We start from the raw sequence: 25059 nt of genomic DNA on the forward strand, positions 1-25059 counted from the left end.
GTGCAAGCAGCGCACGGCCCTGCTAGGCTCCCCGGCCCGGCGAGCGTCGCCGGTGCGCGCCGCCGACGGCGCGATCAGCTGATCAGCGAGTCCGCTATGAGCGCCCCCCCGTTCCCCCGCCGCCTGAGCCGCGAATTGCGCGCGATGTTGCACCTCGCGGCGCCGATCATCGTCAACAACCTGGCGACCACCGGCATGGGGTTCTTCGACACGGTGATGTCCGGCCGGCTCGGAGCGACCACCCTGGCGGCGGTGGCGGTCGGCCACGCGCTCTACATGATGCCCTACCTCCTCGGCCTCGGCTTGCTGATGGCCGTCAACCCGCTCACGGCCCATCGCATCGGCGCCGGCGAGCGGGGGCGGGTAGGGCGCCTCTTTCGCCAAGCCCTGTGGCTGGCCCTGGCACTGTCGATCGTGCTCCTGCTCGCCCTGCAGGGGAGCGGACGGTTTCTGCTTTGGATCGGCATCGATCCGGCGGTCGTGCCGGAGACAGCGGGCTACATCGGTGCCATCGCCTGGGGCCTGCCCGCACTCTTTGTCTTTCTCGTGTTGCGCTACACGAGCGAGGGCATCGGTCACACGGCTCCGATTCTGCTAACAGCAGCGATAGGTTTTGCGGGCAATCTGCTGGGCAACTACGTGCTCATGTTCGGACACTTCGGATTTCCCGCCCTGGGGGCTGTCGGCTGTGGGTTGGCCTCGGCCCTGGCGCAGTGGCTCATGCTCGTCGTGCTGCTGATCTACGTGCTCGTGCGGCGGCAGGTCTACGCGCGGCTGAATCTCTTCTCCCGCTTCGAGTGGCCGCGCCTCGACCGCCTGCGCGAAATCGTTGCCCTCGGGCTGCCCATCGGCGGCTCCGTGCTGGCCGAGGCGAGTCTGTTCTCCTGTGTCGGGTTGATGATGGGCACGCTCGGCGCAAGCGTGGTCGGTGCCCATCAGATCGCCATTAACTACGCGGCGATGATGTTCATGCTGCCCTTGTCGGTGCACAACGCGGTGACCGTGCGGGTGGGGCATGCGTTGGGAGCGGGGCGCGCCGATGACGCTCGCTTTCGCGCGTGGTTGGGGGTCGGGCTGTGCGGCGCCTTCATGCTGTTGTCGGCCATCGTGATGCTGATCTTCGGCGAGCAGATCGTGGGCTTCTACCTGCGTCCCGGCGAGGCGGACGAGGTGCGCACGATCGCGATCAGCCTGCTCGGCATGGCCGCCCTGTTCCAGATCTCCGATGGCCTGCAGGTGGGCGCAGCCGGTGGACTGCGCGGCTACAAGGACACGCGCATCCCCTTTCTCATCAACCTCTTCTCCTATTGGGTGGTGGGCTTTCCGCTTGCATACGGGCTCGGCATCGTTCTCGATTGGGGGCCGCGCACCGTGTGGGTGGGGCTCGTGGTGGGGCTGACCGTGTGCGCGGCGTTGCTCAACTATCGCCTTTGGCAGGTGAGCAGGCGGCCGTGGGCGCCTGAGCGCTCGGCGGCGCCGGTCACGCCGTGACGACGGTCGCGCTGGGGCCGGCTCGTGGGGGCGTCGTCGGCGTCGACGGATGCCGCGCTGGCTGGTTGGCGATTCATCTGACCAAGGCCGGGGCGACGAGTTGGGGCGTGTTCACCGGCGTCGACGAGGTGCTGGCGCGCTGGCCTCGCGGCCGGATTCTGGTCGACATGCCGATCGGCCTCGCGGACGACGCTCCGCGTGCCGTCGAGCGCGAGGCGCGCCTGCGCCTGGGGCGTCCCCGCGCCTCGTCGGTGTTCGCCGTGCCGAGCCGGACCGCCGTCTACGCGCCCAACTACGAGAGCGCTTGCGCGCGCAACCGTGAGCGCCTGGGGGTGGCGATCAGCAAGCAGGCCTGGCATCTCACGCCCAAGATCCGCGAACTCGACCGACTCCTGGCGGCAGACCCGATCCAGCGCCGGCGCGTCCTGGAAGCGCACCCGGAGCTGTGTTTCGCCGCGTTGGCGCCCGATGGGGAGGCGCTGGCGGAAAGCAAGAAGTCCGACGCTGGCCAGGCAGCCCGCTACGCCATCCTGAAGCAGCACTTTCCCACCGCACAGGTGCTCAAGGACGATATCGTGCGATCCACCCGCCGCGCCGACGTGGCCCTGGACGACATCGCTGACGCCCTGGTGCTGGCGATCAGCGCCCGCCTGTCCCTCACGAGAATCCCAGCGGACGCCGACGCCTGTGCGCACATGGTGTTCCCGGCTAGTCGCAATGATCGGTGAGTTCGCTCGGCCCCGGGGGCTGGAAGAGGTAGGGGCGCAACGCGCGGAAGTCGCCCAGGTTCACCACCCCGTCTTCGTTGAGGTCGAGCTCCGGGTCTGAGCCGGGGATGCCGGCGCGCAGGTTCTTCTTCAGTCGAGAGGAGTCCCGCCGCCATGTGCACGTCCTCTCCGGTCAGGGAGAGGCCAAGTTCCGGCTTGAACCTAGAATCAGCCTGGCTAGGAATCACGGTCTGTCGGCGGCACACAAACCGCATTCAACGCATCGTCGAGGCACACTCCGATGAGCTCATCGCGGCGTGGGACACCCACTTCGGTTGAGGTGACCAACATCTCACAACATGGCTTCTGGCTGTTGGTCAGCCAAGAGGAGCTGTTCCTGTCATTCGATCAGGTTCCATGGTTTCGCGAGGCGACCGTCGCGGCGATCCAGTGCGTTGAGCAACCGGCTGCCGGGCACCTTCGCTGGCCGGACCTCGATGTGGACCTCGCCCTGGACAGCATTCGCCATCCAGAACGCTATCCGTTGACGGCTCGCTGAGTCCCTGACCTAACCAAAACCCTCGGTAGCGTGCAGGTGAATTTGACGCCGGCAGGACGCTCCGTGTTGCTTGCTTCTACTCGTCCACCGTGCAGCTGAGCCACCAGCCGGACCACGTAGAGCCCAAGGCCCAGATGCGGTGAACCGTCTTCGCGTTCGTCGTCCGTGCGTCGCGAGCCGCCCTCACGCACCGACACCATGCTGTCGAACAAGCGCGCTTGCATATCCTGCGGTAACGGAGGTCCCTCGTTACGCACGATGAGACGGTACTCGTCTGCGTCCTCTTCCAGAGTCAACCCTATCGGCCTATCGGGGGGCGAGAAGCTAACGGCATTGTCGACCAGCTTGTCCAGTAACTGCGCGATCAGCTCTGGCGCGCCGTCCAGCGGGCTCTGTGCACCCCCGGAAGGGAGGCGCAGCTCGATGGTCGCCTGCGGATACGCGGCGCCGTACCCCGCGTGCATGCCCGTCACCAGCGCCCGAAGGTCGAAGCGTTCGAACTCCACCGACTCCAAGCTCTGCTCCAGGCGCGTCGCCTCGCTCATCGCCTTGAGGATCGCGCCAAGCCGTCGCGTACCGGCCGCGGCACGGGTGAGGTACTCCTGGGTCTCGCCGTCCTGCTCGGAATCCAGGTTCTCCAATGACGACTGGACGATGGTCAGCGGCGTACGCAGTTCGTGCGAGAGCTTCTGGGCCAGGGTCTTCAGGTAGTCCGTCTGCTCCCGAAGGCGTTCGAGGAGCACCTGGAAGCTACGGGCCAGGTCGCCGAGTTCGTCCCCCGCGCGCGTCAGGGGCATCCGCGGACTCAGTACGGCCCCGGGACGCATCACCCCTTCGGCAGCGCGCTCGGCGGCGTTGCGTAAGCGTGCGATGCGCAGGGATAGCACCGTGGCGTACGCCAACAAGCCTATTGCAGCGATAAGGCTGGCGAGCACAGTGGTCTGCATCAGGCCCGAGAACGCGGGGGTGTTGAGGGTGAGGTAGGTGTCCGTCGACTGCTCGATGAGCACAGCGCCCAGCACTTCGTCGTTGCGCCCCCGCATGGGGTGGGCGGCGGACAGGACCACCGTGCGATCTTCGCCGCCGGCCACCCGGTAGCGCATGCCGGCAGGGGATCCGCCCAGGGTTTCGTCCAGGCTCACCAGGGACGGCCTCGGCAGGTCCGTCTGCACCACCGGCATCGCCTCGTCTTCCTGACGGAGCAGAAAGCGAAGCAGCGCTTCGGCGAGGGGCACGTTGGTGGGTTCGGTGGTGCCGTCGATGGCGTAGCGCTCGGCGGCTAGCAGGTCGCTAAGCTGCCCCGCGCTGGCCACCCGCCATCCCGCGCTGTCCACCACGCTCAAGCGCTGACCGGGTCGTCGCAGTTGGCCAAGTAGATCGTTGACGCGCGTCGCGGGGCGGATCAGCAGTCCGGGCTGCACCGAGCGCCATGCGCTCACGGTGGCGGGGCGGGGCATGGCGTCGAGATCGCCATCCAGGGTGCCGGTAAGCCGTGCGTAGGATCCGGCCTCGTCGGCGTCGAGGACGGCGAAGCCGAAGCGGTCGCCGACCATGTCCAAGGGGAGGCGCACTTCGATGGCGTGTCCGTCGGGCCCGGCGCGCCAGAAGCCGCGGATGCGTGGCAGCACGTCGTCGTCGCGCAGGTGGCGGGCGCTGACGGGGCCAGGCGAGGGCGTATCGATGCGCGCGTAGGTGCGCGCGCCGTCGGGGGCGTCGAAGATCAGGATCAGGGCGTCGTGATCGGCGTCGCCAGCGCCCGGGGCGGAGCGGTAGCGCGGCGAGGCGTCGTCGGCTTCCACGTAGAGGTAGAGGAAGCGGTCGTCGAGCCCTGCCTGCCAGCGCGTGCCCTGCGCGCCGGTCGTCGTGCTGGCGAGCGGCGCCCACTCGTCGACGAAGCCGTCGATCAGCACCGTGCGCGTGAGGCGGCGTGCGCTGAGCTCGTGGTTCGGGTCCCGGCCCTGGGTCTCCAGCAGCGGATCGGGCAAGCGCTCGAGGCGGGCCGACAGGATGCGCTCCACCAGGGCGGCGTTCTCCATCAAGCCCGCTTGGCGGTCGGCGCGCTGGGCGCGCTCCACGGCCACCGTGTAGCGCCACCCGGCCCAGGGCAGGGCCAGGGTGAGCAGGCTCACGAGCAGCAGTTGCCAGCGCAGGCGCATGGGCAGCGTCTAGCGGCCGTCCAGCCAGCGATAGCCCATGCCGTACACGGTCTCGATGGCGTCGAAGGCCTGGTCCGCCGCGACGAACTTGCGCCGGATACGCTTCACCTGGGAGGTCACGGTGCTGTCGTCGAAGACCACGTTGGCGGCTTCCATCAGCTGCTGGCGGTTCTTCACGTGGCCGGGGTAGCGGGCGAGGGCATGGACGATCCAGAACTCCGTGAGCGTGAGGGGCACCTCTTCGCCATCCCAGCTCGCGTGCATGCGGTCCACGTCGAGGCGCAGCTTGCCGCGCTCGAGCACATCCTCGGCCGCCTCCTGGCTGGTCAGGGCGTCGACCCGGCGCAGCAGCGCCACCACCCGCGTGGTGAGGTGGGCGATGGAGATGTCCTTGGTGAGGTAGTCGTCGGCGCCGAGGCGCAGGCCGGAGATCACGTCGAGCTCGGAGTCGCGGGCGGTGAGGAAGATCACGGGCAGGCGCTTCGACATGCCGCGCAGCTCGCGGCACAGCTCGAAGCCGCCTTCCACGTCGTCGCCGAGGCCCACATCGACGATCACCAGTTCCGGCAATCGATCGCGAAAGGCGCGCAGGGCGTCCTCGCGATTGCCGTAGGTGCTCACGCGGTAGCCCAGGCGCGTGAAGGCGGCCGAGTAGTTGGCGCGGATGTCGGGTTCGTCCTCGACGATGGCGATGTGGCGGCTCATGGCGCTCCGTTGGGCGGCGGATCAGCGGCGGATAACTATCCTGCTAGAGTAGCGTGCGACAGGGGTCGGGCGGGCCAGTTCCCGCTCGTGTCCGGCCGGCGCGACCCCGTCCGGCACCCGTGAACACCTGAAGGAGTATCGCTTGAGTCACGCCGCCCCCGCATTTCTCGCCGCCCCCCTGTGCCGCCTGGCCGTGCTCGCCGGCCTCGCCCTGGCAGGCGTCGCCGCCCTCGCCGCCACGCCGCTCGAGGTGGTGAACACCTTCGAGCCGACGGCCGTCTCCCTCGGCGCCAGCCGCGACGGCGTGCACGGGGAGAACGGCGTGGTGGCCTCGCGCTCCCTGCTGGCCTCCGAGGCGGGCGTGGCGATCATGGCCCAGGGCGGCAACGCGATCGATGCGGCCGTCGCCACGGGCTTCGCCCTGGCCGTGACCTACCCCTCCGCCGGCAACATCGGCGGCGGCGGCTTCATGGTCATCCACCTCGCCGACGGCACCCTGGTCACCAACGACCACCGCGAGCGCGCGCCCCTGGCGGCCACCCGCGACATGTACCTCGACAAGGAAGGCAAGGTCATCCCGGGCCTCTCCCGCGAGTCCCACCTCGCCTCCGGCGTGCCGGGTACGGTGGCTGGCCTGCTCGACGTGCTCGAGCGCTACGGCACGCTGCCGCGCGAACAGGTGATGGCCCCGGCGATCGCCCTCGCCGAAGACGGCTTCGCCCTCAGCTACGACATGGTCAACCAATTCACTCGGCGCCAGGAGATGTTCGCCCGCCATGAACCCACCCTGCGCACCTTCAATCACCCGACCGGGCGCCCCTACGAGGTGGGTGACGTCTTCCGTCAGCCCTACCTCGCGGCCACGCTGAAGCGCATCGCCGCCGAAGGCAAGGCGGGGTTCTACGCGGGCCGTACGGCAGATCTGCTGGTGGCGGAGATGGAGCGTGGCGGCGGCATCATCAGCCACGAGGACCTCGCCCAGTACGAGTCCGTGTGGCGCGAGCCGATGATCGGTACCTACCGAGATTATGAAGTGGTGAGCATGCCGCCACCCTCTTCCGGCGGCACCCTGCTGATCCAGATGCTCAACATGCTCGAAGCCTACGACGTGAACGAGATGGGCTACGCCAGCGCCAACGCCGTGCACCTGATGGTGGAGGCGGAGCGCCGCGCCTACGCGGACCGCGCCGAGCACCTGGGCGACAGCGACTTCTACGACGTGCCCCTCGCCATGCTCACGGACAAGGCCTACGCCCGCATGCGCATGGAGACCTACGATCCCTCCGTGGCCTCGCGCAGCGACGACATCCTGCCGGGCCGCGCGACGCCCGAACCCGTCGACACCACCCACGCCTCGGTGATGGACAAGGCCGGCAACGCCGTCGCCTACACCACCACCCTGAACCTCTCCTACGGCGCCAAGTACGTCATCCCCGGTGCCGGGTTCCTGATGAACAACGAGATGGACGACTTCTCGGTCAAGGCCGACGAGCCCAACGCCTACGGCCTCATCGGCCGCGTCGCCAACGAGATCCAACCCGGCAAGCGCATGCTGTCCTCGATGACGCCGACGATCCTCCTCAAGGACGACAAGCCCGTGCTCGTCACCGGCTCACCGGGTGGCTCGACGATCATCACCACCGTGTTCCAAGTGGTCGTGAACACCGTCGATCACAAGATGAAGCTGCGCGATGCGGTGGGCCGCCCGCGCTTCCACCACCAGTGGAAGCCCGAGCGAGTGATCTACGAGCCCTTCGGTCTGTCGCCGGACACGTTGATGCTGCTTGGCCTGCGCGGCCACGACATGCGCCCCCTGCCCGGCACGTGGCTGCTGGGGGATGCGAACTCGGTGAGCCGGTTGGAGGATGGATCGCTGTTGGGCGTGAGTGATCCGCGCAATGAGGGTGGGGCGGCGGCCTACTAGCCGCCCACCACCTCGCGATACCCCGCCTCGAGGGCGGCCTGCGCCTGAAGATAGGGCGCAGGCCCGAAGCTCACGCGCGCGACCCCCAGGTCAGCGAAGGCGGCGATGGGGCGCCGGTGATTCAGGAGCATGACGTTCACCGGCAACACGGTGTCCTTCACCAGCCGCTCCACCAGACGATCATCCGTTAGGCCAGGTACGAAGAAACCGTCGGCGCCCGCATCGCGGTACGCAGCGCAGCGGTCGACCGCCTCGTCCGTGAGCCCTTCGTGCAGACCTCCATCGACCCCAAAGAACAGATCGGTCCGGGCGTTGATGAACAGCTCGACGCCCGCGTCCGTCGCGCCGGCGCGGACGGCGGCGATTCGGGCAACCTGCGTCTCTACCGAATAAAGACCTTCACCACTGACGATTCGGTCCTCGACGTTCACGCCAACAGCCCCCGTGGCGATGAACCGCCGCGCGTTAGCCCTGCCGCTGGCGGGGTCTTCCGCGTAGGCACCTTCGATGTCGATGCTGAAGGGGACAGCGACCGTGGCGGCCACACGTTCGGCCACCCTGAGCACGGCATCCATGGGGACCTGTTCCCCATCCTCGTACCCCTGTGCGGCGGCCACCGCCCAGCTTCCCGTGGCGACCGCAGGCGCTCCCGCCGACGCAACAGCGTTGGCGCTGCCCGCGTCCCAGACGTTGTACAGCACCAGCGGCTTGCCCGGCACGTGCAGCGATCGAAAGGTGGCGGCGTTGTTCATCGTGTCGTCGGTCGGTAGCACGCTTCGATCTCCAGCAGTTTCTGCTTGCGCCACAAGCCACCGCCATAGCCGGCCAGGGATCCGTCCGCGCCGATCACCCGATGGCAGGGCACGATCAACGCCAGCTGATTGGCCCCGTTGGCGCGAGCGACCGCACGGGTGGCGGTGGGTTGGCCGATGGTCCGGGCGATGTCCGCATAGCTGCGCGTTTCGCCTGGCGGAATCTCCACCAGCGCGCGCCAGACGCTCTGTTGGAAGGGCGTTCCCGCAAAAGCTACCGGCGTTTTAAAGGCCGCCGAGGTGCCCGCGAAGTAGGCCTCGAGCTCGGCGCCGATCTGCTCCGCCGGCGAAGATGCGCCAAAGCCAATGCGGCCTTTCACCGCTGCCGCGAGCTTGTTCAACTCCGTCTTCAAGGCCTTGCGCTCGAAGAATTCCAGTAGGTGTAAGTGCGTCCGCGAGGTCACGCTGATCATGTCGCCTAGCGGAGTCGTCAGCCAGTTCACCATCAGGGTCGGCTTCGCATCGAGCGCGCTCGGCGCGCAGCCGAGGAGTTGGGCGAAGGCGCTGCGGAAGGCGCTGGGGGAGTCGAAGCGAGCGTCCAGTTGGGCATCGATCACGTCGCCGCCGTCGCGCAGGGTGTCGAAACCGGCCTTGAGGCGCCGTTGCCGCGCCATCTCCAGGAAGGTCATGCCGAACTGGCGTTTGAAGTGCTTGCGCACGGTCGATGGGTCGTAGCCGAGGCGTTGTACGTCGGCCTCCAGCCAGCGCCGTGTAGGGTCCGCCTCCAGAGCGTTGAGCAGGGCGCCGATCATCGGGTCCATCGCCGTCGCGTCCGCCAAGGGCTGGCAGCGCTTGCAGGCGCGGTAGCCAGCCTCCAGGCATTCGCCGACGGTGCCGTAGAACGTGCAGTTCTCGCGCTTGGGCTTGCGGGCCGGGCAGGTCAGGCGGCAGAAGATGCCCGTGCTGGCCACGCACACGTAGGCGCGACCCTCGTAGGCGCTGTCGCGTGACAGGAGCGCGGCGTAGAGCGCCTCATCGCTGGGCAGATCGAATAGGGCGTGCATGGGCGCACCCTACCATCGCCATCCCGCGGTGCCGCCGGAAATCGGGCCGGGAATTGCGTAGCGGGTCGCCCTAGCCGGCGTCCAGGGGCAAGCGGCCGAGGCTGCCGGCGCGATAGCGGCCTAAGTTTTCCTGGATGCGATTGAGCTGGGCCTCGCTGGCGCGCCCCCGGGCTTGGCCGAGCACCTGTTCCTGCAACTCGACGGCGTCGGCATTGCGACCCGCTGCTACCAGAGCTAGGGCCAGGGTCTCCGCGTGGCCGATGGCGCCGCTGCGGCGCAGGGCCTGTTCGGCGAGCCCCAGGGCCCGGTCCACGTCGCGCACCGCCGGATCGCCGGTGAGTACCAGCAGGCGGGCCAGGGAGGAGAGCACGCGGGGGCTGGGGCTCTCCAGCGCCGCGCCGGCCTCGAGCAGGCGCAGGGCGTCGGGGCCGCTGCCGCCGAGCACCGCGCTCATGGTGGCCTCCATGCGCACCTGCGTGTCGTCAGGTGCCGAAGCTAAGTAACCCTCATAGGTGGTGACGGCGGAGGCGTAGCGCCGGCCGCCGGCCTGGGTGCGCGCGAGGGCGAGGCGTGAGGGTTGGTGATCGGAGTCGGCGCTGAGGGCTTGCTCGAAGGCCTCGATCGCTTCCGGCACCTTCTGCGCTTCCTGCTCGAGGCGGCCCACGGCGTACCAGACGCGGGCGCGGCCTGCCTCGTCACTGGCCTGGGCGAGGGCATCGTTCAACTCGGCGGCTGCATCCTCCGCCCGCCCCGCTTGGGCCAGGAGGATGCCGTAGGCACCTCGCAGCACCCCATCTCCCGGGTTGGCCTGCGCCGCTGCCGCGATCGGCGCCAGCGCCTCCTCCGTGCGACCGAGCGCCAGCAGGGCCTCCGCGCGCGTGAGCAGGAGTTGGCGGTCATCCGGGGCCAGGGCGAGGGCGGCATCGTAGGCCTCGATGGCGGCCTCTTGGCGCTCGGTGGCGATCAGCAGCTCAGCCAGGCCGAGCTGGGCGTCCGCCAGAGCCGGGTCGAGCGCCAAGGCGCGGCGAAAGTGCGGTTCGGCATCGTCGTAGCGTTTGCTCGCCAGCTGCAGTTCCCCGAGCGCCAGATGGGCATCGGCGCTCTCTTCGATGGCGAGCGCTCGTTCGTAGGCCTCCGAAGCGTCATCGCCTTGGCCCAGGCGGGTGAGGGCGCGGGCGAGGCCTACCCAGGCCCGTGCGTCGTTCGGCAGATCTTCGGTCGCCTGACGGAATTGTTCGGCGGCGCGGCGGTAGTCGCCATCGATGAGCGCTTCGGAGCCGAGGGTGAGCGAGGTGTACAGGCCGCCGATGCGCGATTCGCCGCCGCTGATGGCGTCGAACAAGGGGTCCTCGAAGGACGGTTCCACCACGCCGTGCTGGGCGAGGCTCGCGCGCGCCTTCTCGTTCTCGCCGAGGTTGCGGTAGGCGAGGCCGAGGAGGTAATGGGCGCGGTTGGCGCCGGGCTGTTCCGCGAGGACTGTTTCGAGGTGGCGCACGGCGGCGCGATCATCGCCGCGGGTGCTTGCGATCTGGCCGAGGCCGTAGTGAGCGGAGGCTTCGCGAGGCGAGCTCGCCAACACCTGTTCGTAGGCGTCGCTCGCCTCGTCCAGGCGTGCTTGCTCGAAGCGGACGTCGCCGAGGCGCAGCAGGGCCGGGACGTCGCCGGGACGTTGGTCGAGCACCTGTTCCAGGGCGGACGCGGCCTGGTCGAAGTCGCCCGTGAACTGGTGCAGCAGGGCGAGGAAGTAGACCCAGCGGGCGTCGTCCGGATCGAGGGCGACGGCGTTCTCGAAGGCGATCTGCGCGGGCAAGACGAGGCCGTTGCCGAAGCTCGCGAGGCCGTAGTCCGCGTAGGCCTCGGCGCGGGCCGTGTCGCCGTCGGCGGCGTCGAGGTTGGTTTGGAACTCTTCCCAGCGCTGCGCCATGTAGGCCGCCACGTCCTCGCTCATCGCATCGGCGACGGGCGCCTCCAAAGTGCGCAGGGGCGCAGGGGGTGCGTCGGGGGCCTCCGGCGCGCAGGCGCCGAGCAGCGCAGCTAGGGCGCTGAGCCCGAGGATGTGCGCGCGCCGGATCATGGGCGCGTGTTACCCGTGCCGCGTACCAGCGTGTGGTAGCGCTGCGAGGGCAGGGGGCCGAACTGCTCGCGGGCGCCGTCCACCCACCGCACGGTGACCGTCACGTCCTGCGGGCTGCTGCCCCGTGCACCTAATCCGAAGAGTAGGCGGGGATCGTTGGCGGAGACGTAGCTGCCGGCGGTGCGCACGCGACGCAGCCATTGCTGTCCGTTGGCCAGGGTCACCGTCGCGGCGGCGCCGAGGGCGTACCCTTGATCAGGTCCCACCCGTAGGGACAGGCCGATCCAGTCGCCGTCCTGGCCGACGCGGTTTTCCAGCACGCGCGCCGGGCCGCCGTTGTTGGTGATCACCACGTCCGTGTCGCCGTCGTTGTCGAGGTCGCCGAAGGCGGCGCCGCGGCTCACCTCGGAGCGGGCGAAGGGGTCTTGGGCGTCGTGGGTGTAAGCCTCGAAGGCGAGCGTGTCGCCCGCGCTCACGTTGCGGAACAGTTGGTTCGGTTGGTGGTACGGAAAGTCGTCGCCGGCGAGGGCGAGCTTCTCCTCCACGGTGACGGCGCCGTTCACGGCGAGCAGATCCAATAGGCCGTCGTTTTCCACGTCGAGCCAGGCGGTGCCGAAGCCGGTGGCGGAGAGGCTGCTGGCGGCGAGGCCGAAGCGCAAGGTGCGATCCTCGAATACGGCGTCGCCCCGGTTCAGGTACAGCGTGTTGGTCTCACCGCGCAGGTGAGTCATGAAGATGTCTTCGTCACCGTCGCCGTCCACGTCGGCGGCGTCGACGCCCATGCTCGCCTCAGGCGCGCCCTCGAAGTTCACGGCGCAGCCGGCGAAGAGCGCGTCCTCCTGGAAGGTGCCGTCGCCCTGGTTGACCCAGAGTTGGTTGGCGACGCCGTCGTTGGCCACGTAGAGGTCCGTGCGGCCGTCGTCGTTGAAGTCGCCGGTGATCACGCCTAGGGCCTTGCTGGCGATCCCGCGCACGCCGGCGGCAGCGCTCACGTCCTCGAAGGTGTCCTCGCCCGTGTTGCGCAGGAGCCGATCGCGGGTGGAGCCGTAGCTCAGGGGGCTGCAGTAGTCCGAGGCGCCGGTGGCGGTGAAGCAGTCCTGGTGGTTGGCGAGGCGGAAGTCGACGTAGTTGCCGACGAAGAGATCGAGGTGGCCGTCGGCATCCAGGTCCAAGAACGTGGCGGGCACGGACCAGGCGGGATCGTCCGCACCGGCTGCGTCCGTGATGTCCTCGAAGGTGCCGTCGCCGCGGCTGAGCAGGAGGCGGTTGGGGCCCCAGTTGGTGATGTAGAGATCGGCAAGGCCGTCGCCGTTCACATCGCCCGTGGCGACGCCCATGCCGTAGCCGTCGGCGGGGATGCCGGCGTCGGCGGTGATGTCCGTGAAGCGCAGTTCGCCCTCGGCGCTGAGGTCGTTGCGCATGAGCACGTCCTGGCGGGGTACGGCGGGATCGTCCAAGGGGCCGCCCTGGAGCAGGTAGACGTCGAGGTCGCCGTCGCCGTCGACGTCGAAGAGGGCGGCGCCGGCGCCCATGATCTCCGGCATGTAGCGCTGATCGGAGCGACCGTTCTCGTGCACGAAGCGCATGCCGCTGGGGTCGGTGATGTCCGCGAAGGGGGCGGGGCCGCGGCTCGTCTGCCCGGTAGCGTCCGAGGGCGTCTGGGGCTCAGCGCCTGCCGGCGGCGTTGGCGGTGTCTCCTCGCACGCGGCCAGACCGAGGGCGCACACGACGGCGATGACGTGGCGGAGAGAAACGAGTCGTGACATAGGGCGGGTGGCGTTCGGCGCAAAGCGCTAGAGCTTACTGTATCGCCGGGCGCCTCGCCTTCAGGGCGCCGGGCCGAAGAATGCCGGGAAGTCGGCTCGCAGGCGCTGCGCAAAGCGCTCACGTCCCACCTGCGGCGTGTCGGGCGCGCGGGCCCCCGGCACAGGTAGGGACCAGGCCACCTCGATCAGCCGGTAGGCCGTGGCGGTGTCGTAGTCCTCGGTGTAGCGGTCGCTGAGATCGACCCAGAAGCCGGGGTGGTAAGGCTGGGCCTTGAGGTTCTGCCGCATCATTGCGATGGGGTCGTGGGGTAGGCCGGTGCCTCGTGCCTGGTCGATGGCCTCCCGGCCGCCGCGTACCAACGCCAGGGCGAGGGATTGCTGGAAAGCGGGGCTGGCGACGCCGGGTGCGTCCTTGATCGCAGCGCTCGCGCTGATCGCCGCGTCCAGGCCCTGATTGGTTTGCTCGGCGGTGATGATCTGCATGTAGGTCGCCGCCACGCCGCCGTCGGCCCGCGTACGCAGGGGCGCGAGGGCGCGACAGATGCCTTCGGTGCTCGTCGCGCACTGCTCCATCAGGGCCGGCACCTGGGCGACCCGCGCCATGAAGAGCATGGCCGCCTCGTCCGCTCGGTCGTCGGCCAGTAGGGCGTCGAGCTCGCCAGTCACAGAGGCGATGTCGGGCGGCTCACTATCAGCAGATCCATTAACTGCGTCCAGGGCGACTTGGGCCAGGGTCTCGCCGATGGCGTCGGTCAGGTCGCTGAGGGTCTGGCTGCGCATGGTGGAGCGCAGTGGATACGAGGAGCGTGCCTCCTCCCGGGAGAGCAGCGTCCAGCGATGGCGGTGGGTGACCTGGCCGGCGAGGTCGCGGTACTCAGTCTCGATCAGCTCGGGTAGCTCATTGGCGGTGATCAGGGCCTCGCTGGCCTTGGGATGTAGCGCCACCATCGACGAAACGGTGCTGGCGAAGGAGGCTGGCACGGTGCCTGGGCGGAAGCGTAGGCGGGCGAGGGTGGTGTCCTCGCAGATCACGGTGATCACACCGTCATCGCGCGCGACGCTGACCATCGGATCGGGCGTGTCCGGCGGCACGCTCACGCCGAGTTCGGCGTCCTGATCGCAGCGTCGCGCGACGTTGGGGATGAAGGTGCCGAGGCCATTGCTCAGGAAGTCGCGGTTCTGCCGCTCCTGCACTCGGGCGGCCACGCCAGCGCTGAGCGGGAGTGATCCGAAGCGGATGCCCGTGCCGTCGATGGAGAAGATACGGCCCGTGGCGTAGTCGTAGAGGCCGATCGTCGATTCGCCGTCGGTCTCCACACTCGCCCAATCGGGGCCCAAGCGCAGGGTGACCTGCGGGCCCGCCTCGTCGTTCTTCTCGGTTGCGTAGACGAGCGTCGTCGTCGCATCTGCTGCCGCCCCGCGCTCGGCGAGGACTGTCTGTCCGTCGGCGAAAGGATTGGCAAACGTGGCGGGTGCGCCGAGCGCGCCGGGGGCGAGGGCGAGCGCACCGATGGCGGCGGCGAAGGTCAGGGAAAGACGCATGAGGAAGACCGTTGAGGGACGAAGTCCGCAGCCTACTGGAGCCAGCCGACGGAGCGAAGCACCAGGCGGCCCTACCCAGCCAACACCCGCACCGGCGGTACGGACGCGCTGCGCCCCGCGGACGCGACCCCCGCCAACCCCACCAGCAGCAACCCGAGCACCACGCCGAGCAGCAGCAGCGAAGGGGCCGGCACGTAGTCGAAGGAAAACGCCTCGCGGGCGAGGAAATACCCCGTGACGCCAGCCCCGATGGCGCCGCCGAGCCCGGCCAGCGCCCCGATCGCCGAGTACTCGGCGGCGATTCCGGCCAACACCTGCCGTCGGGAGGCTCCCAGGGCACGCAGGGTGGCCGCCTCCACCATGCGCGGCTCGCGCGTCGACTCCACCGCGGCCAGCAGCACCAGCACGGCGGCGACCAGGCTCAAGGCGAACACGTACTGCACCGCCGCCACCGCCCGCGACACGGTCGAGCGCACCTGCGTGAGCAGGGCGTTCACGTCGTACACCGTGACCGTGGGGTAGCGCTGACCCAGGGCGACCAGTGCCCCGCGTTGGTCGTCGTCCACGTGGGCGCTGGTGAGGTAGCTCGCGGGAAAGTCGCCGAGGGCGCCGGGGGAGAACACCAGGAAGAAGTTCGGTTCGAAGGAGTCCCAGTCCACCTCGCGCACGCTGGTGACCGACGCTTCGAACTCCTCGCCCGCGGCGGAGAAGATCAGCCGATCGCCGAGGGACAAGCCCAGGGTGGCGAAGGTCTCCTCCTCCACGGACACCTCCGAGACGGCGCCGCCGTCCTCCCACCACCGCCCGCGCAGCACCCGGTTGGCGGGCGGCAGATCGGCGGCCCAGCTGATGTTGGCCTCGCGACTGGCGAACACGCCGCCCTCGTCGCGGGGAAACGCCACCTCGTCCACGGCGATGCCGTTGATCGATACGAGGCGTCCTCGGCTAAGGGGGGCGTAAGCCGCGGTTTCCACACCGGCATCCTCGAACAGGGCGCGCACGCCTTCGCGCTCGTCCGGTTGGATGTTGAGCAGGAAGTAGTTCGGCGCGTCGGGCGGCAAGCTGCGCTGCCAGGCCTCCAGCAGATCGCCGCGCAGGAGCGCCAGGAGCAACATCACGGCGAGGCCGAGGCCGAAGGCGACCACCTGGGTGGCGCTGTCCCACCCCCGTCGGGCGAGGTTGGCGAGCCCGTAGCGCCACGCGACGCCAACGCCGCCGCGCGTCATCCCCACCAGGCGCACCACGGCGTAGGCCAGCAGCAGCATCAGGAGGGCCGCGGCCCCGAGGCCGCCGAGGAGCCAGAACACCAGGTGCGGATCGTCCACGATCAACCACAGCAGTCCCCCCAACGCGACCAGGGCGCTGAGGTAGCTGACCAGCTGACCGGCGCCGGGAGCGGGCAGATCCGCGCGCAGGACGCGCAGGGCGGGCGTGCGCTGCAGGGCGAGGAGCTGGGGCAGGGCGAAGCCGCCGGTCACAAGTACGGCGGTGACCAGGCCTACGCCGAGGGGCCAGGGCGCAGCGGGAGGCAGCGTGACATCGATGAGTCTTGCGGCGATGCCCGTGAGCCCCGTCTGCACGAGCAAGCCCAGGAGCATGCCGAGGACGGCGCCGCCCACGGCGACGGCGCCGAGTTCCACCGCGAACACGAAGGCCACCTCACCTTGCCTGCGACCGAGCACCTTCATTAGGGCAGCCGTATCCAGATGCCGACGCATGAAGCGCGACGCGGCGATGGCCACCGCGGCGGCGGCGAGGATCACGGCACTCATCGCGGCGAGGCCGAGAAAGCGGCGCAGGTTGTCCAGGGCATCGCGGATCGGGCCCTGCAGCGAGGCGGGGTCGGTGAGGGTCTCGCTCGGGGCGAGGGTGCTGTCGAGGGCGATCTCCAGGGCGCCGATCGACGAGGCGTCACCGGCGAAGAGCTGGCGGTAGACGACGCGACTGCCCGGCCGCAGTAAGCCCGTGCTGGCGAGATCGTCGAGGCGCATGAGCAGGCTGGGGGCGATCTCGGCGAAGGCGAAGGCCTGGTCGGGGCGGCTCACAAGTACACGGCCGACGCGGAAGCTGGCGGTGCCCACCTTGAGCTGCGTGCCCACCTCGCCGCCGAGGCGCAGGAGGAGATTGGTGTCGACCCACACCTCGCCCGGCGCGGGCAACCCCTCGGCCACGCGCCCCTCCTCGCCGATGCTGTCGGTGATCAACACATCACCGCGCAGGGGGTAGCCATCTTCGGCCGCTTTCAAGGACACGAGCTCACGACGCAGATCGTCGCCCTGCGCCCAGGAGACCACGGTGGGAAAGCCTACGGTCTGTACGGTTTGCGTATTGGTGGCGGCCGCCAGCTGCACGATCTCCGGCCGCGGTGGATGCGCGCTGCGCACGCTGAGATCGGCGGCTAACACGGATGCTGACTGTCGCTCGACACCGCGCGCGATGCGATCGGTGAACAACCCGACGGCGGTGAGCGCCCCCACGGCGACCACCAGGCCGAGCAACAGCACCGTCAGGTGACCGGCCCGCAGGTCGCGCACCAGCAGGCGCAGGGCAAAGGCCAGCAGGCGCGTCACGCGTCCGCCTCGGCGAGGCGGCCCTCGACCAGGCGCAGTACGCGATCGCAGCGCTGGGCGAGGCGGTCGTCGTGGGTCACCAGGACCAGGGTCACCCCCGAGTCGTGCTGCAGGCGGAACAGGAGATCGGCCACGCGCTGGCCGGTGCGCGTGTCGAGGTTGCCCGTCGGCTCATCGGCGAAGAGCAGCTGCGGCTCTGTCACGAACGCGCGCGCGATCGCCACGCGCTGGCGTTCGCCCCCGGAGAGGTGTTTGGGGTAGTGGCGGGCGCGATGGCTGAGATCGACCGCATCCAGCGCGGCCAGGGCGCGCTCGCGCGCATCCGTGGTGCCGGCGAGCTCCGCCGGCAGCATCACGTTCTCCACCGCCGTCAGGGACGGCAGCAGGTGGAAGGACTGGAATACGAAGCCGACGCGCGCGTTGCGCAGCTGCGCCCGCGCATCCTCGGACAGGCTTGTGATCGCCTGGTCCCCCAGCCACACTTCGCCGGCAGTGGGCGTGTCCAGGCCCGCCAGCACGGCCAGCAGCGTCGACTTGCCGGCGCCGGACGGGCCGACCAAAGCCACCGACTCGGAAGGCGCGATCTGTAACGTGATGTCCGACAGAATCTCCAGCGTGCCCTCGGGGCCGGCGACCTGCTTGCCCACGCCCTGCGCGCGCAGTACGGATTGGCCCTCGTCCATCGTCGCCTTGCTCCTCAGTGCCGTGCTAGGCATCGCATCGTTGGTGGTCTCTCCCCGCGTATTCGCTGAAGCGGCGGACCGCGATGCGCCTGCCGTCTCCACCGTGCTGCTTTTCGGGGACAGCCTGACCGCAGGCTACGGCCTTGCACCCGGCGAAGGTTGGGCAGATCTGCTGGCGGGCGAACTCGCCGAACGCACACCCCCGTGGCGGGTGGTCAACGCGAGCGTGAGCGGGGAGACCACGGCTGGCGGCCGCACGCGCCTTGCGCGCGCCCTCGCCAAGCATCGCCCACAGGTGCTGGTGCTGGAGCTCGGCGGTAACGACGGCCTGCGCGGCATGCCCCTGGACGTGACCCGGGCCAATCTCGCGGCGATGATCGCCGAAGCACGGAAGGTTGGTGCGCAGGTGCTGGTGGTGGGCGTTCGGATTCCGCCGAACTACGGTCCCGACTACGCGGCGGACTTCGAGGCGGTCTTTGCGGAACTCGCCGCCGAGGGCGCGCAAGGGGTGTACGTGGTGCGCTACCTGCTCGAAGGCGTCGCCCTCGACTTCAGCTTAATGCAGCCGGACGGCATCCACCCGACGGCGGCCGCCCAGCCGCGCCTGCTCGATAACGTGCGCGAGGCGCTCCTGCAGGCTCTCGACGCGGCCGGCGCCACAATTCGTCAGGATTGATCACGGCGGCGTCCCCGCCCGTCCCCAAGTCCACCCCGCGCGAGCGCTCCAATGACGGCCATCCCCACCGTCGTCACGGAGATCGACCGCCATGGCCAGCGCCCCGCCTTCCACCTCGCCTCGACCCGAGTCATCCGCCTCGCCGCGGGCTGAATCCAGCCGTTCCCTCGCGCCGCCGATGTCCTCGGCGCAAGACGAGCGCGACTGGTATCGGCTGATCGCCCTCACGATCGGCCTCGCCGTGCTGCTGCTGGCGGCGGGAATCGCCAACGCGGCGCCGCAGGGCGAGCCCTTGCCGGAGCGCCCCGCCGCTTCGCGCCCTGCGTCGACGTCCGCCGGCAGCTCCAGCGGCGCCCCCACCGCGCCGGCGCCTGGCACCAGCGCCCGCGCCGCCCAGGTGGCCACGCGCCTGTTGGACACGAGCGGCGCTGGCCGCTTGCTCCTGCACGACGAGGCGGGCAATTCGGCGCTGGCGCCCTGGGTGGATAGCGATGTGGACGTACGCATCTCCGGCGTGGTGGCGCACGTGACCCTGCGCCAGGGCTTCATCAACGTGGCCGAGGGCTGGGTGGCGGGCGAGTACACCTTCCCCCTGCCCGCGGACGGGGCCATCCGGGACATGCGCCTGGTGCTGGCCGATCGCGAGATCGTCGGTCAGATCGAGGAGCGTGCCCAGGCGCGAGCCACCTATGAGGCGGCGAAGGCGGCAGGTCAGCAAGCGGGCTTGCTGGAACAGCAGCGCTCGGACATCTTCGGCCTCAACGTGGCCAACATCCCGCCCGGTGAGCGCATCGACGTGGTGTTGGAATACGTGCAGCCCCTGCACCTCGAGACGGGCGCGTTCGAGTTTCGCTTCCCGATGACCATCACACCGCGCTACTCGCCGACCGAGATCAGCGCAGCGGATCGCCGGCCAACCCCCGCTGCCGTCTTGCGCACCGCCATTCTCGACGACGCGGAGGATTACCGTGCGCTAGCCTCCCTCGAGGTCACCTTGGATGCAGGTATCGCAGCGGACTCGATGGTCAGTCCTAGCCATGCCTTCGACGTGCGCAGCGACGCCGCAGGACACCAGCTGACCTTACGTGACGGTAAGGTGGCGATGAACCGCGATTTCGTGTTGCGCTTCTCGCCCGCCGCTCAGGATCAACCGCGCTTCGGCATCTACACGGAAGCCCGCGACGGCTATCACTACGCCCTGGCGATGGTGGTGCCCCCCAACACCTTGCCGACCCAGCGCCGCCCGCGGGAAATGATCGTGGTGGTCGACACGTCGGGCAGCATGCAGGGCGAGTCGATGCGCCAGGCCCGCCGCGCAGCCCAGTTGGCCCTCGACGCGCTCATGCCCACCGATCGCCTGAACGTGATCGCCTTCTCCGACGAGCCCACGGCCCTGTTCCCCTTCCCCGTGCCCGCCGATCACCACCAGATCCGTAAGGCGCGCGAATTCCTGCGGCGGCTCGACGCGAACGGCGGCACGGAGATGCACAAGGCCCTGACCCGCGCCCTCGACGTGCGCCCCCCGACGGACCACCTGCGTCAGGTGGTGTTCGTGACCGACGGCGCCGTGTCCTCCGACGGCTCGCTCGAATCGCTCGTCCGCCGCCTGCGCGGTGAGGCTCGCCTGTACCCCGTGGGCATCGGCGCGGCCCCGGCCACGCACCTGATGCAACGCTTAGCCGAAGTGGGTCGCGGCACCTACACCCAGATCGCCACCCTCACGGAGGTGGCCGAGCGCATGAGCGGTCTGTTCGCGCGCCTCGAGCACCCGGTGCTCACGGACATCACGATCGCCTGGCCGCCGGGGGCGGAGGTGTGGCCGCAGGAGGTGCCCGATCTGTACGCCGGCGAGCCGCTGCTGGTCAGCGCGCGCCTGCCGAGTGCGCAGGGCGTGGTGGCGCTCGAGGGTCGCTACGGCGGCTCGGGGTCGACGTGGCAGGCTGAGATCCCCCTGGCGAGTGCTATCGAGGCGGACGGCGTCGGTGTGCTCTGGGCTCAGCGCAAGGTGGCGACCCTGCTCGCGGACGGTACCCGCAGCGGTCGCAGTCAGGACGACGTTCGAGCGATGGTGGTGGAAACGGGATTGCGTCACGGCTTGCTCACGCCGCACACGAGCTTCGTGGCCGTCGAACGCGCGCGTGAGCGTCCCCTGTTCGCATCCCTGGAGGACACGGTGGTGCCGACCCTCGCGCCCGCTGGTGGACGTCAGGTCGGGTATTTGGCGACCGCCACCCCTGCGCCCTGGCTCGGGTCCGTCGCCTTGTTCATGCTGCTGTTCGGTGCCTTGCTGCTGACCCTGTCGCGCGCGTCCAGCACCCGAGCCTGCCCGGCGTGAGGCGTACCCTGCATGTGAGGACGCTGACCACGGGCGTCGCCCTGTGCGCGCTCCTGGGCGGCGTCGTGGTCGGATTGCAGGCGGCGGTGATCCCTGCCAAGGCGGTCCTCGCTCAGCACCTGCTGAGCGACGCCTGGCGCCGCGCGCAAGCCGGGGAAGTGGCGCCGACGCCTTGGTCCTGGGCCGACGCCTGGCCGGTGGCGCGCCTGCAGCTGCCCGACGCCGCCCATGTCGTGTTGGCGGGCAACGAGGGCAGCGCCCTGGCGTTCGCGCCGGCGTGGGTGCCGGCATCGGCGCCGCCCGGCGCGCCCGGCACCACGGTGATCGCCGCCCACCGCGATACGCACTTCCGCGGCCTGGAGCGCTTGGAGGTGGGTGATGCGGTCACGGTGCAGACGGCTGCCGGCACCACCGTGACCTACGAGGTATCCGCCACGGAAGTGCACAACCTTCGTCGCTCACCGTTGCTGGCCCTGCGCGAGGACGGCGAGCGCCACCTGGCCCTCATCACCTGCTACCCCTTCGATACCTTGCAGGCCGATCCCACCCGGCGCTACGTGGTGTGGGCGCGCGCTACGGGGAGCGAACCAGGCTGATAAGCTGCACGGCCCCCGCGCGCCTGATCGACCCCCGTGTACCGACGCCTCCTGTTCCCCATCTACGCGCCATCCTCCTGCACCTCCTTGGCGCAGGAGGGAATGCTGGTGCTGGTGCCCCTGTACGTGCTGGCGCTCGGCTACTCGCCTGCTACGGCAGCCTTCGTGGCGGCCGCCCGTGGCCTCGGCATGTTGCTGGTGGATCTCCCCATCGGCCTGCTCGCCGCGCGCCACGGCGAACGTGCCGTGATGCTCGGTGGCCTCACGGGGTTGACCGTGGCGATGATCGGGCTGGCCCTCGCCAGCACGCCGCTCGGGCTCGCCCTGTCGGCCTTGCTCTCAGGCGCGGCGTTCTCCGCTTGGATGCTCGGCCGCCAGTCCTACCTGGCCGGCGCGTGCGCGAGCGCCGAGCGGGGCCGTGCCATCGCCGTGCTGGGCGGTCTGATGCGGGTGGGGGCGCTGACCGGGCCCCTGGCGGCGGGCTTGATCGCCGATCGCTTCGGCTTTCCGTCGGCGCTCCTCGTGTCGGCGGGGCTGTGCGCCCTGGCCGCCGTGTTCGTGGCGGCGCGGGCGCGCCCGGTGGACCACGATGCAGCTGCCGCGCGTGAACCGGCCGCGGCCCGCTTGAGCAAGCTCATCGCCGATCACGGCGGCATCTACGCCCGCGCGGGCTTCGCCTCCATCTCCCTGCAGCTGATGCGCTCGGCGCGCGCCATTCTCCTGCCCCTGATGGGGCACGCGCTCGGCCTGGACCTGGTGACGATCGCCCTGGTGGCCACCCTGGCCGCCTGCGCAGACCTCGTGCTGTTTCTGCCGGCCGGGCTGGTGATGGATCGCTACGGCCGCAAGTGGTCCGCCGTGCCCTGCATGATCGGACTCGCGGCCACCTTGGCGCTGCTGCCCTTAGTCAACGATTTCACCAGCTTGGTGGCCGTGGCGATGGCGATGGGATTGGCCAACGGCATGGGATCCGGCGTCGTGCTTACCCTCGGTGCAGACCTCGCGCCCGCGCACGATCGCGCCACCTTCCTCGGCGTCTGGCGCTTGATCGGCGATACGGGGCGCGCCGGCGCCCCCTTGCTGGTGGGGGCGCTCGTGGCGCAGGTGGGCAGCCTCGGTCTGGCGGCGTGGGTGATCGGTGGCGTGGGGCTGGTCGGCGCCGGCGTCTGGTCCTGGTTGGTGCCGGAGACGCTCGAACGCTAGCGGAAATTCCTGCCCAGGTTCAGGAAGAAGTTGTAGCGACCTTCATCGCTGAACCCGATACCGAGGAACGCGGGCCCCACGAAGGTATCCGCGCCGATGTAGACGGACAGGGCGCCGAAGTTCTCCTCCGCATCCTGGGCGAAGGTATCGAAGCTCACGTTGGCGAATTCGAGGTCGGCGCCGAAGTACAGGGGTAGCGTGCCGACCTTGTCCGGCGCATCGAGGCGCCGATAGTAGCTGATGCCCATCAGGGCGTATTCGGTGGAAGGGATCGAGTTCGGCGAGAAGGCGCCCAGGCGACGGAAGCCTCCGAGGCTAAGAATTTCGATCACATCATTGCCTTCCGCATCGATCGACTCGGCGCGCGCGCGGAAGTTGAGCACGTTGCGACCGAAGGGCACCGCCTGGCTGACACTGAAGCGGTACTTGGCGTTGACGTCGTCGTCGCGCAGATCCACCAGTTGCTCCGCGGAGATGTTGAGGGCGATGCCCTGGCGGGGGAAGGTGGCCGAGTCGAGCGTGTCCACGGCGAAGCGGGCGCCGACACCGGCGTTGCTGAAGCCCTCCGTCGGGAAGAGGTCCGGGGCGACGGTTACCTGAGGTCGTACCCGTCCTTCGTTGATCAGCGCATCGAAGGAGAGCACGCCCCAGAGGCCGAGTTCCCGGCCCACGCGTAGGCGCGCATTCCCCGATTGCTGCCAGAATTCACCGAGGCGCAAATCGCCGACGTCGAAGAAGATCTCCTCCGCCCGATAGGAGATGGACGGCAGGAAGAAGTAGCGACCCTCGGCGCCGACCGGGCGGTACAGTTCGGCGGTCACGCCGAGGTTGGTGCCGAACTCGCCGGAGACGGCGAACTCCCCGCCCTTCGGGCCAAAGGGGCGGCGAGAGATACGCGCCAGCAGGGCGAAGTTGCTGTCGCCGTCGAGATCGGTGGCGCCTCGTGCGCCCGCTTGGATCAGCGTGGTGCCGAGGGGCCGTTCCACCGTACGCACCACCGGCGTCAGGCCGTCGAGGGAGAGGTCTACTTCGCCGAAGCCACCGAAGGAGGCGAGGTCGCGCAGCTTGCGGCGCAGGCCGGCGGGCTGCTCCAGATCCTCGGGTTCGAAGTCGAGGCGGCCGCGCAGGGCATCGTCGCTGATCTTGGTGGCGTTGCGAATCTGCACCTCGGCGAGCACGCCCTCCGGCGCGGTGCGCGACAGCGTCTTCTCCGTCGGCGTGGCGGCGAGTTCGCGTATCTTGAGGAGCGCCTCACGGTATTGTTCGGCGGCCTCGCGACCGCGGACGTAGCCGTCATCCGCATCCTCCGGTGCGAAGGAGCTGACGCTGAGACCCTCGAAGTCTGGCTTGATCACCACGTCGAGCTCGCTGAGCAGCTCCAGCTGCTTCAGGTAGTTGTTCCACACGGTGATGCGGTTCAGCTGCAAGTTGATGTCGGCCAGGGAGACGCTGCGGTCCATCTTCGGCGGCTCGATCGTGAGGTCGATGCCGATCACCATGTCCGCCCCCATCAGCAGCGCGGTCTCCACCGGCAGGTTCTGGGCTAAGCCACCGTCCACGTAGACCTCACCCTCGATGAAGCGGGGCGTGAAGACGGCGGGCACGGCCATGCTCGCCAGCATGGCCTCGACGAGATCACCGCGTTCGAACACGTAGGCCTGACCGGTGGAGAGGTTGGTGGCCACCGTGCGCACGGGCACGCGCAGCTCGTCGAAGTCCGAGGTCAGCGGCACGTGGCGCGTGAGCTCGCGGAAGTACTGCTGCATGCTGCCCATGCCGACCACGCCGCCGGGCAGGGCGAGCCCCTCGCTCTTGATGCCGGCGATGTACTCGGAGAAGAACTGATCGCGCCGCTCCTTGGCGATGAAGGGCGTGTCGCGGCGCGACTGGACGTTGGCGAAGAGGTCAGGCCAGGGAGCCGTGCGGAAGATCTCGCGGATCTCCCCCACGTCGTAGCCAGCGGCGTAGAGCCCCGCCACCACGGCGCCCATGCTGGTGCCGACCACGCAGTGAATGGGGATGTTCAGCTCCTCGATCACGGCCATGGCGCCGATCTGGGTATTGGCCAGGGCGCCGCCGCCGCTCAGCACGAGCGCCACCGTGGGGCCACCGCCCTCGGGGGCGCGGCAGGCGTGGGCAGCGGTGGAGGCAAGGCTGGTGAGGCCGACGAGGCACACGAGGAGGGCGCGCCAGCGCATGGTTGCTTGGCTCATGGAGATCTTCGGGCCGGTGGAGGAGGAGTGGAAAGCCTACCAG

19 protein-coding genes are annotated in these 25059 nt (G+C 69.5%); 9 read left to right on the forward strand and 10 right to left on the reverse strand.

All coding sequences use genetic code 11. The features are described from left to right. Positions 1-96: 96 nt before the first annotated feature. The 4 genes from AAF184_10915 to AAF184_10930 all read left to right on the forward strand — a co-directional run bounded on the left by AAF184_10915 (position 97) and on the right by AAF184_10930 (position 2757). Positions 97-1491 (forward strand): MATE family efflux transporter, encoded by a 1395-nt coding sequence (locus tag AAF184_10915; protein ID MEO0422839.1) that lies wholly within the window; start codon positions 97-99, stop codon positions 1489-1491. Further along, positions 1488-2219: a DUF429 domain-containing protein gene (locus AAF184_10920; GenBank protein MEO0422840.1), complete on the forward strand. Its 732-nt coding sequence runs from the start codon at positions 1488-1490 to the stop codon at positions 2217-2219. Before AAF184_10915 ends, AAF184_10920 begins: the two co-directional genes overlap by 4 nt. A 107-nt stretch (positions 2220-2326) precedes the next feature. Then, entirely contained in the window at positions 2327-2503 is a 177-nt protein-coding gene (locus tag AAF184_10925) for a DUF4160 domain-containing protein (protein MEO0422841.1), read from the forward strand. 35 nt (positions 2504-2538) lie between these two features. Continuing rightward, complete coding sequence (locus tag AAF184_10930; GenBank protein MEO0422842.1) at positions 2539-2757, forward strand: DUF2442 domain-containing protein; 219 nt, start codon at positions 2539-2541, stop codon at positions 2755-2757. Here the strand turns inward: AAF184_10930 and AAF184_10935 are convergent. Continuing rightward, positions 2736-4913: an ATP-binding protein gene (locus tag AAF184_10935; protein MEO0422843.1), complete on the reverse strand. Its 2178-nt coding sequence runs from the start codon at positions 4911-4913 to the stop codon at positions 2736-2738. The genes AAF184_10930 and AAF184_10935 overlap by 22 nt on opposite strands. A gap of 9 nt (positions 4914-4922) precedes the next feature. Further along, on the reverse strand, positions 4923-5618 hold the full coding sequence (gene pdsR, locus AAF184_10940; protein ID MEO0422844.1) for a proteobacterial dedicated sortase system response regulator: 696 nt from the start codon (positions 5616-5618) through the stop codon (positions 4923-4925). 142 nt (positions 5619-5760) lie between these two features. Here pdsR and ggt point away from each other — a divergent pair, with 142 nt between their 5' ends. Continuing rightward, positions 5761-7542 carry a gamma-glutamyltransferase gene (ggt, locus tag AAF184_10945; GenBank protein ID MEO0422845.1) on the forward strand — a complete coding sequence of 594 codons (1782 nt, stop codon included), beginning with the start codon at positions 5761-5763 and terminating at the stop codon, positions 7540-7542. On the opposite strand, the gene AAF184_10950 is transcribed toward ggt, so the two are convergent. From AAF184_10950 to AAF184_10980, 7 genes are all read right to left on the reverse strand, one after another. Continuing rightward, entirely contained in the window at positions 7539-8294 is a 756-nt protein-coding gene (locus AAF184_10950) for an isocitrate lyase/phosphoenolpyruvate mutase family protein (protein MEO0422846.1), read from the reverse strand. The genes ggt and AAF184_10950 overlap by 4 nt on opposite strands. Next, entirely contained in the window at positions 8291-9358 is a 1068-nt protein-coding gene (locus AAF184_10955) for a trifunctional transcriptional activator/DNA repair protein Ada/methylated-DNA--[protein]-cysteine S-methyltransferase (protein ID MEO0422847.1), read from the reverse strand. Before AAF184_10955 ends, AAF184_10950 begins: the two co-directional genes overlap by 4 nt. A gap of 70 nt (positions 9359-9428) precedes the next feature. Beyond that, the gene (locus AAF184_10960) at positions 9429-11432 is read right to left on the reverse strand and encodes a tetratricopeptide repeat protein (protein ID MEO0422848.1); all 2004 of its coding nucleotides are present in this window, start codon (positions 11430-11432) and stop codon (positions 9429-9431) included. Continuing rightward, the gene (locus AAF184_10965) at positions 11429-13198 is read right to left on the reverse strand and encodes a CRTAC1 family protein (GenBank protein ID MEO0422849.1); all 1770 of its coding nucleotides are present in this window, start codon (positions 13196-13198) and stop codon (positions 11429-11431) included. The genes AAF184_10960 and AAF184_10965 overlap by 4 nt, the downstream gene beginning before the upstream one ends. Before the next feature lie 60 nt (positions 13199-13258). Beyond that, positions 13259-14740 (reverse strand): hypothetical protein, encoded by a 1482-nt coding sequence (locus AAF184_10970; GenBank protein ID MEO0422850.1) that lies wholly within the window; start codon positions 14738-14740, stop codon positions 13259-13261. A gap of 71 nt (positions 14741-14811) precedes the next feature. After that, the gene (locus AAF184_10975) at positions 14812-17310 is read right to left on the reverse strand and encodes an FtsX-like permease family protein (protein ID MEO0422851.1); all 2499 of its coding nucleotides are present in this window, start codon (positions 17308-17310) and stop codon (positions 14812-14814) included. Then, the gene (locus AAF184_10980; protein ID MEO0422852.1) at positions 17307-17993 is read right to left on the reverse strand and encodes an ABC transporter ATP-binding protein; all 687 of its coding nucleotides are present in this window, start codon (positions 17991-17993) and stop codon (positions 17307-17309) included. The genes AAF184_10975 and AAF184_10980 overlap by 4 nt, the downstream gene beginning before the upstream one ends. Before the next feature lie 43 nt (positions 17994-18036). On the opposite strand from AAF184_10980, the gene AAF184_10985 reads away from it, so the two are divergent. The 4 genes from AAF184_10985 to AAF184_11000 all read left to right on the forward strand — a co-directional run bounded on the left by AAF184_10985 (position 18037) and on the right by AAF184_11000 (position 22803). Next, positions 18037-18669 carry an arylesterase gene (locus AAF184_10985; protein ID MEO0422853.1) on the forward strand — a complete coding sequence of 211 codons (633 nt, stop codon included), beginning with the start codon at positions 18037-18039 and terminating at the stop codon, positions 18667-18669. 178 nt (positions 18670-18847) lie between these two features. Continuing rightward, complete coding sequence (locus tag AAF184_10990; protein ID MEO0422854.1) at positions 18848-21004, forward strand: marine proteobacterial sortase target protein; 2157 nt, start codon at positions 18848-18850, stop codon at positions 21002-21004. A gap of 14 nt (positions 21005-21018) precedes the next feature. Next, the gene (locus AAF184_10995; GenBank protein ID MEO0422855.1) at positions 21019-21600 is read left to right on the forward strand and encodes a class GN sortase; all 582 of its coding nucleotides are present in this window, start codon (positions 21019-21021) and stop codon (positions 21598-21600) included. A gap of 36 nt (positions 21601-21636) precedes the next feature. Further along, the gene (locus AAF184_11000; protein MEO0422856.1) at positions 21637-22803 is read left to right on the forward strand and encodes an MFS transporter; all 1167 of its coding nucleotides are present in this window, start codon (positions 21637-21639) and stop codon (positions 22801-22803) included. Here AAF184_11000 and AAF184_11005 read toward each other — a convergent pair. Next, positions 22800-25016, reverse strand: coding sequence for a patatin-like phospholipase family protein (locus AAF184_11005; protein MEO0422857.1), 2217 nt, complete (start codon positions 25014-25016; stop codon positions 22800-22802). The genes AAF184_11000 and AAF184_11005 overlap by 4 nt on opposite strands. Between the last annotated feature and the right edge of the window lie 43 nt (positions 25017-25059).

Source organism: Pseudomonadota bacterium (assembly GCA_039815145.1).
GTDB lineage: Bacteria > Pseudomonadota > Gammaproteobacteria > Steroidobacterales > JBCBZW01 > JBCBZW01.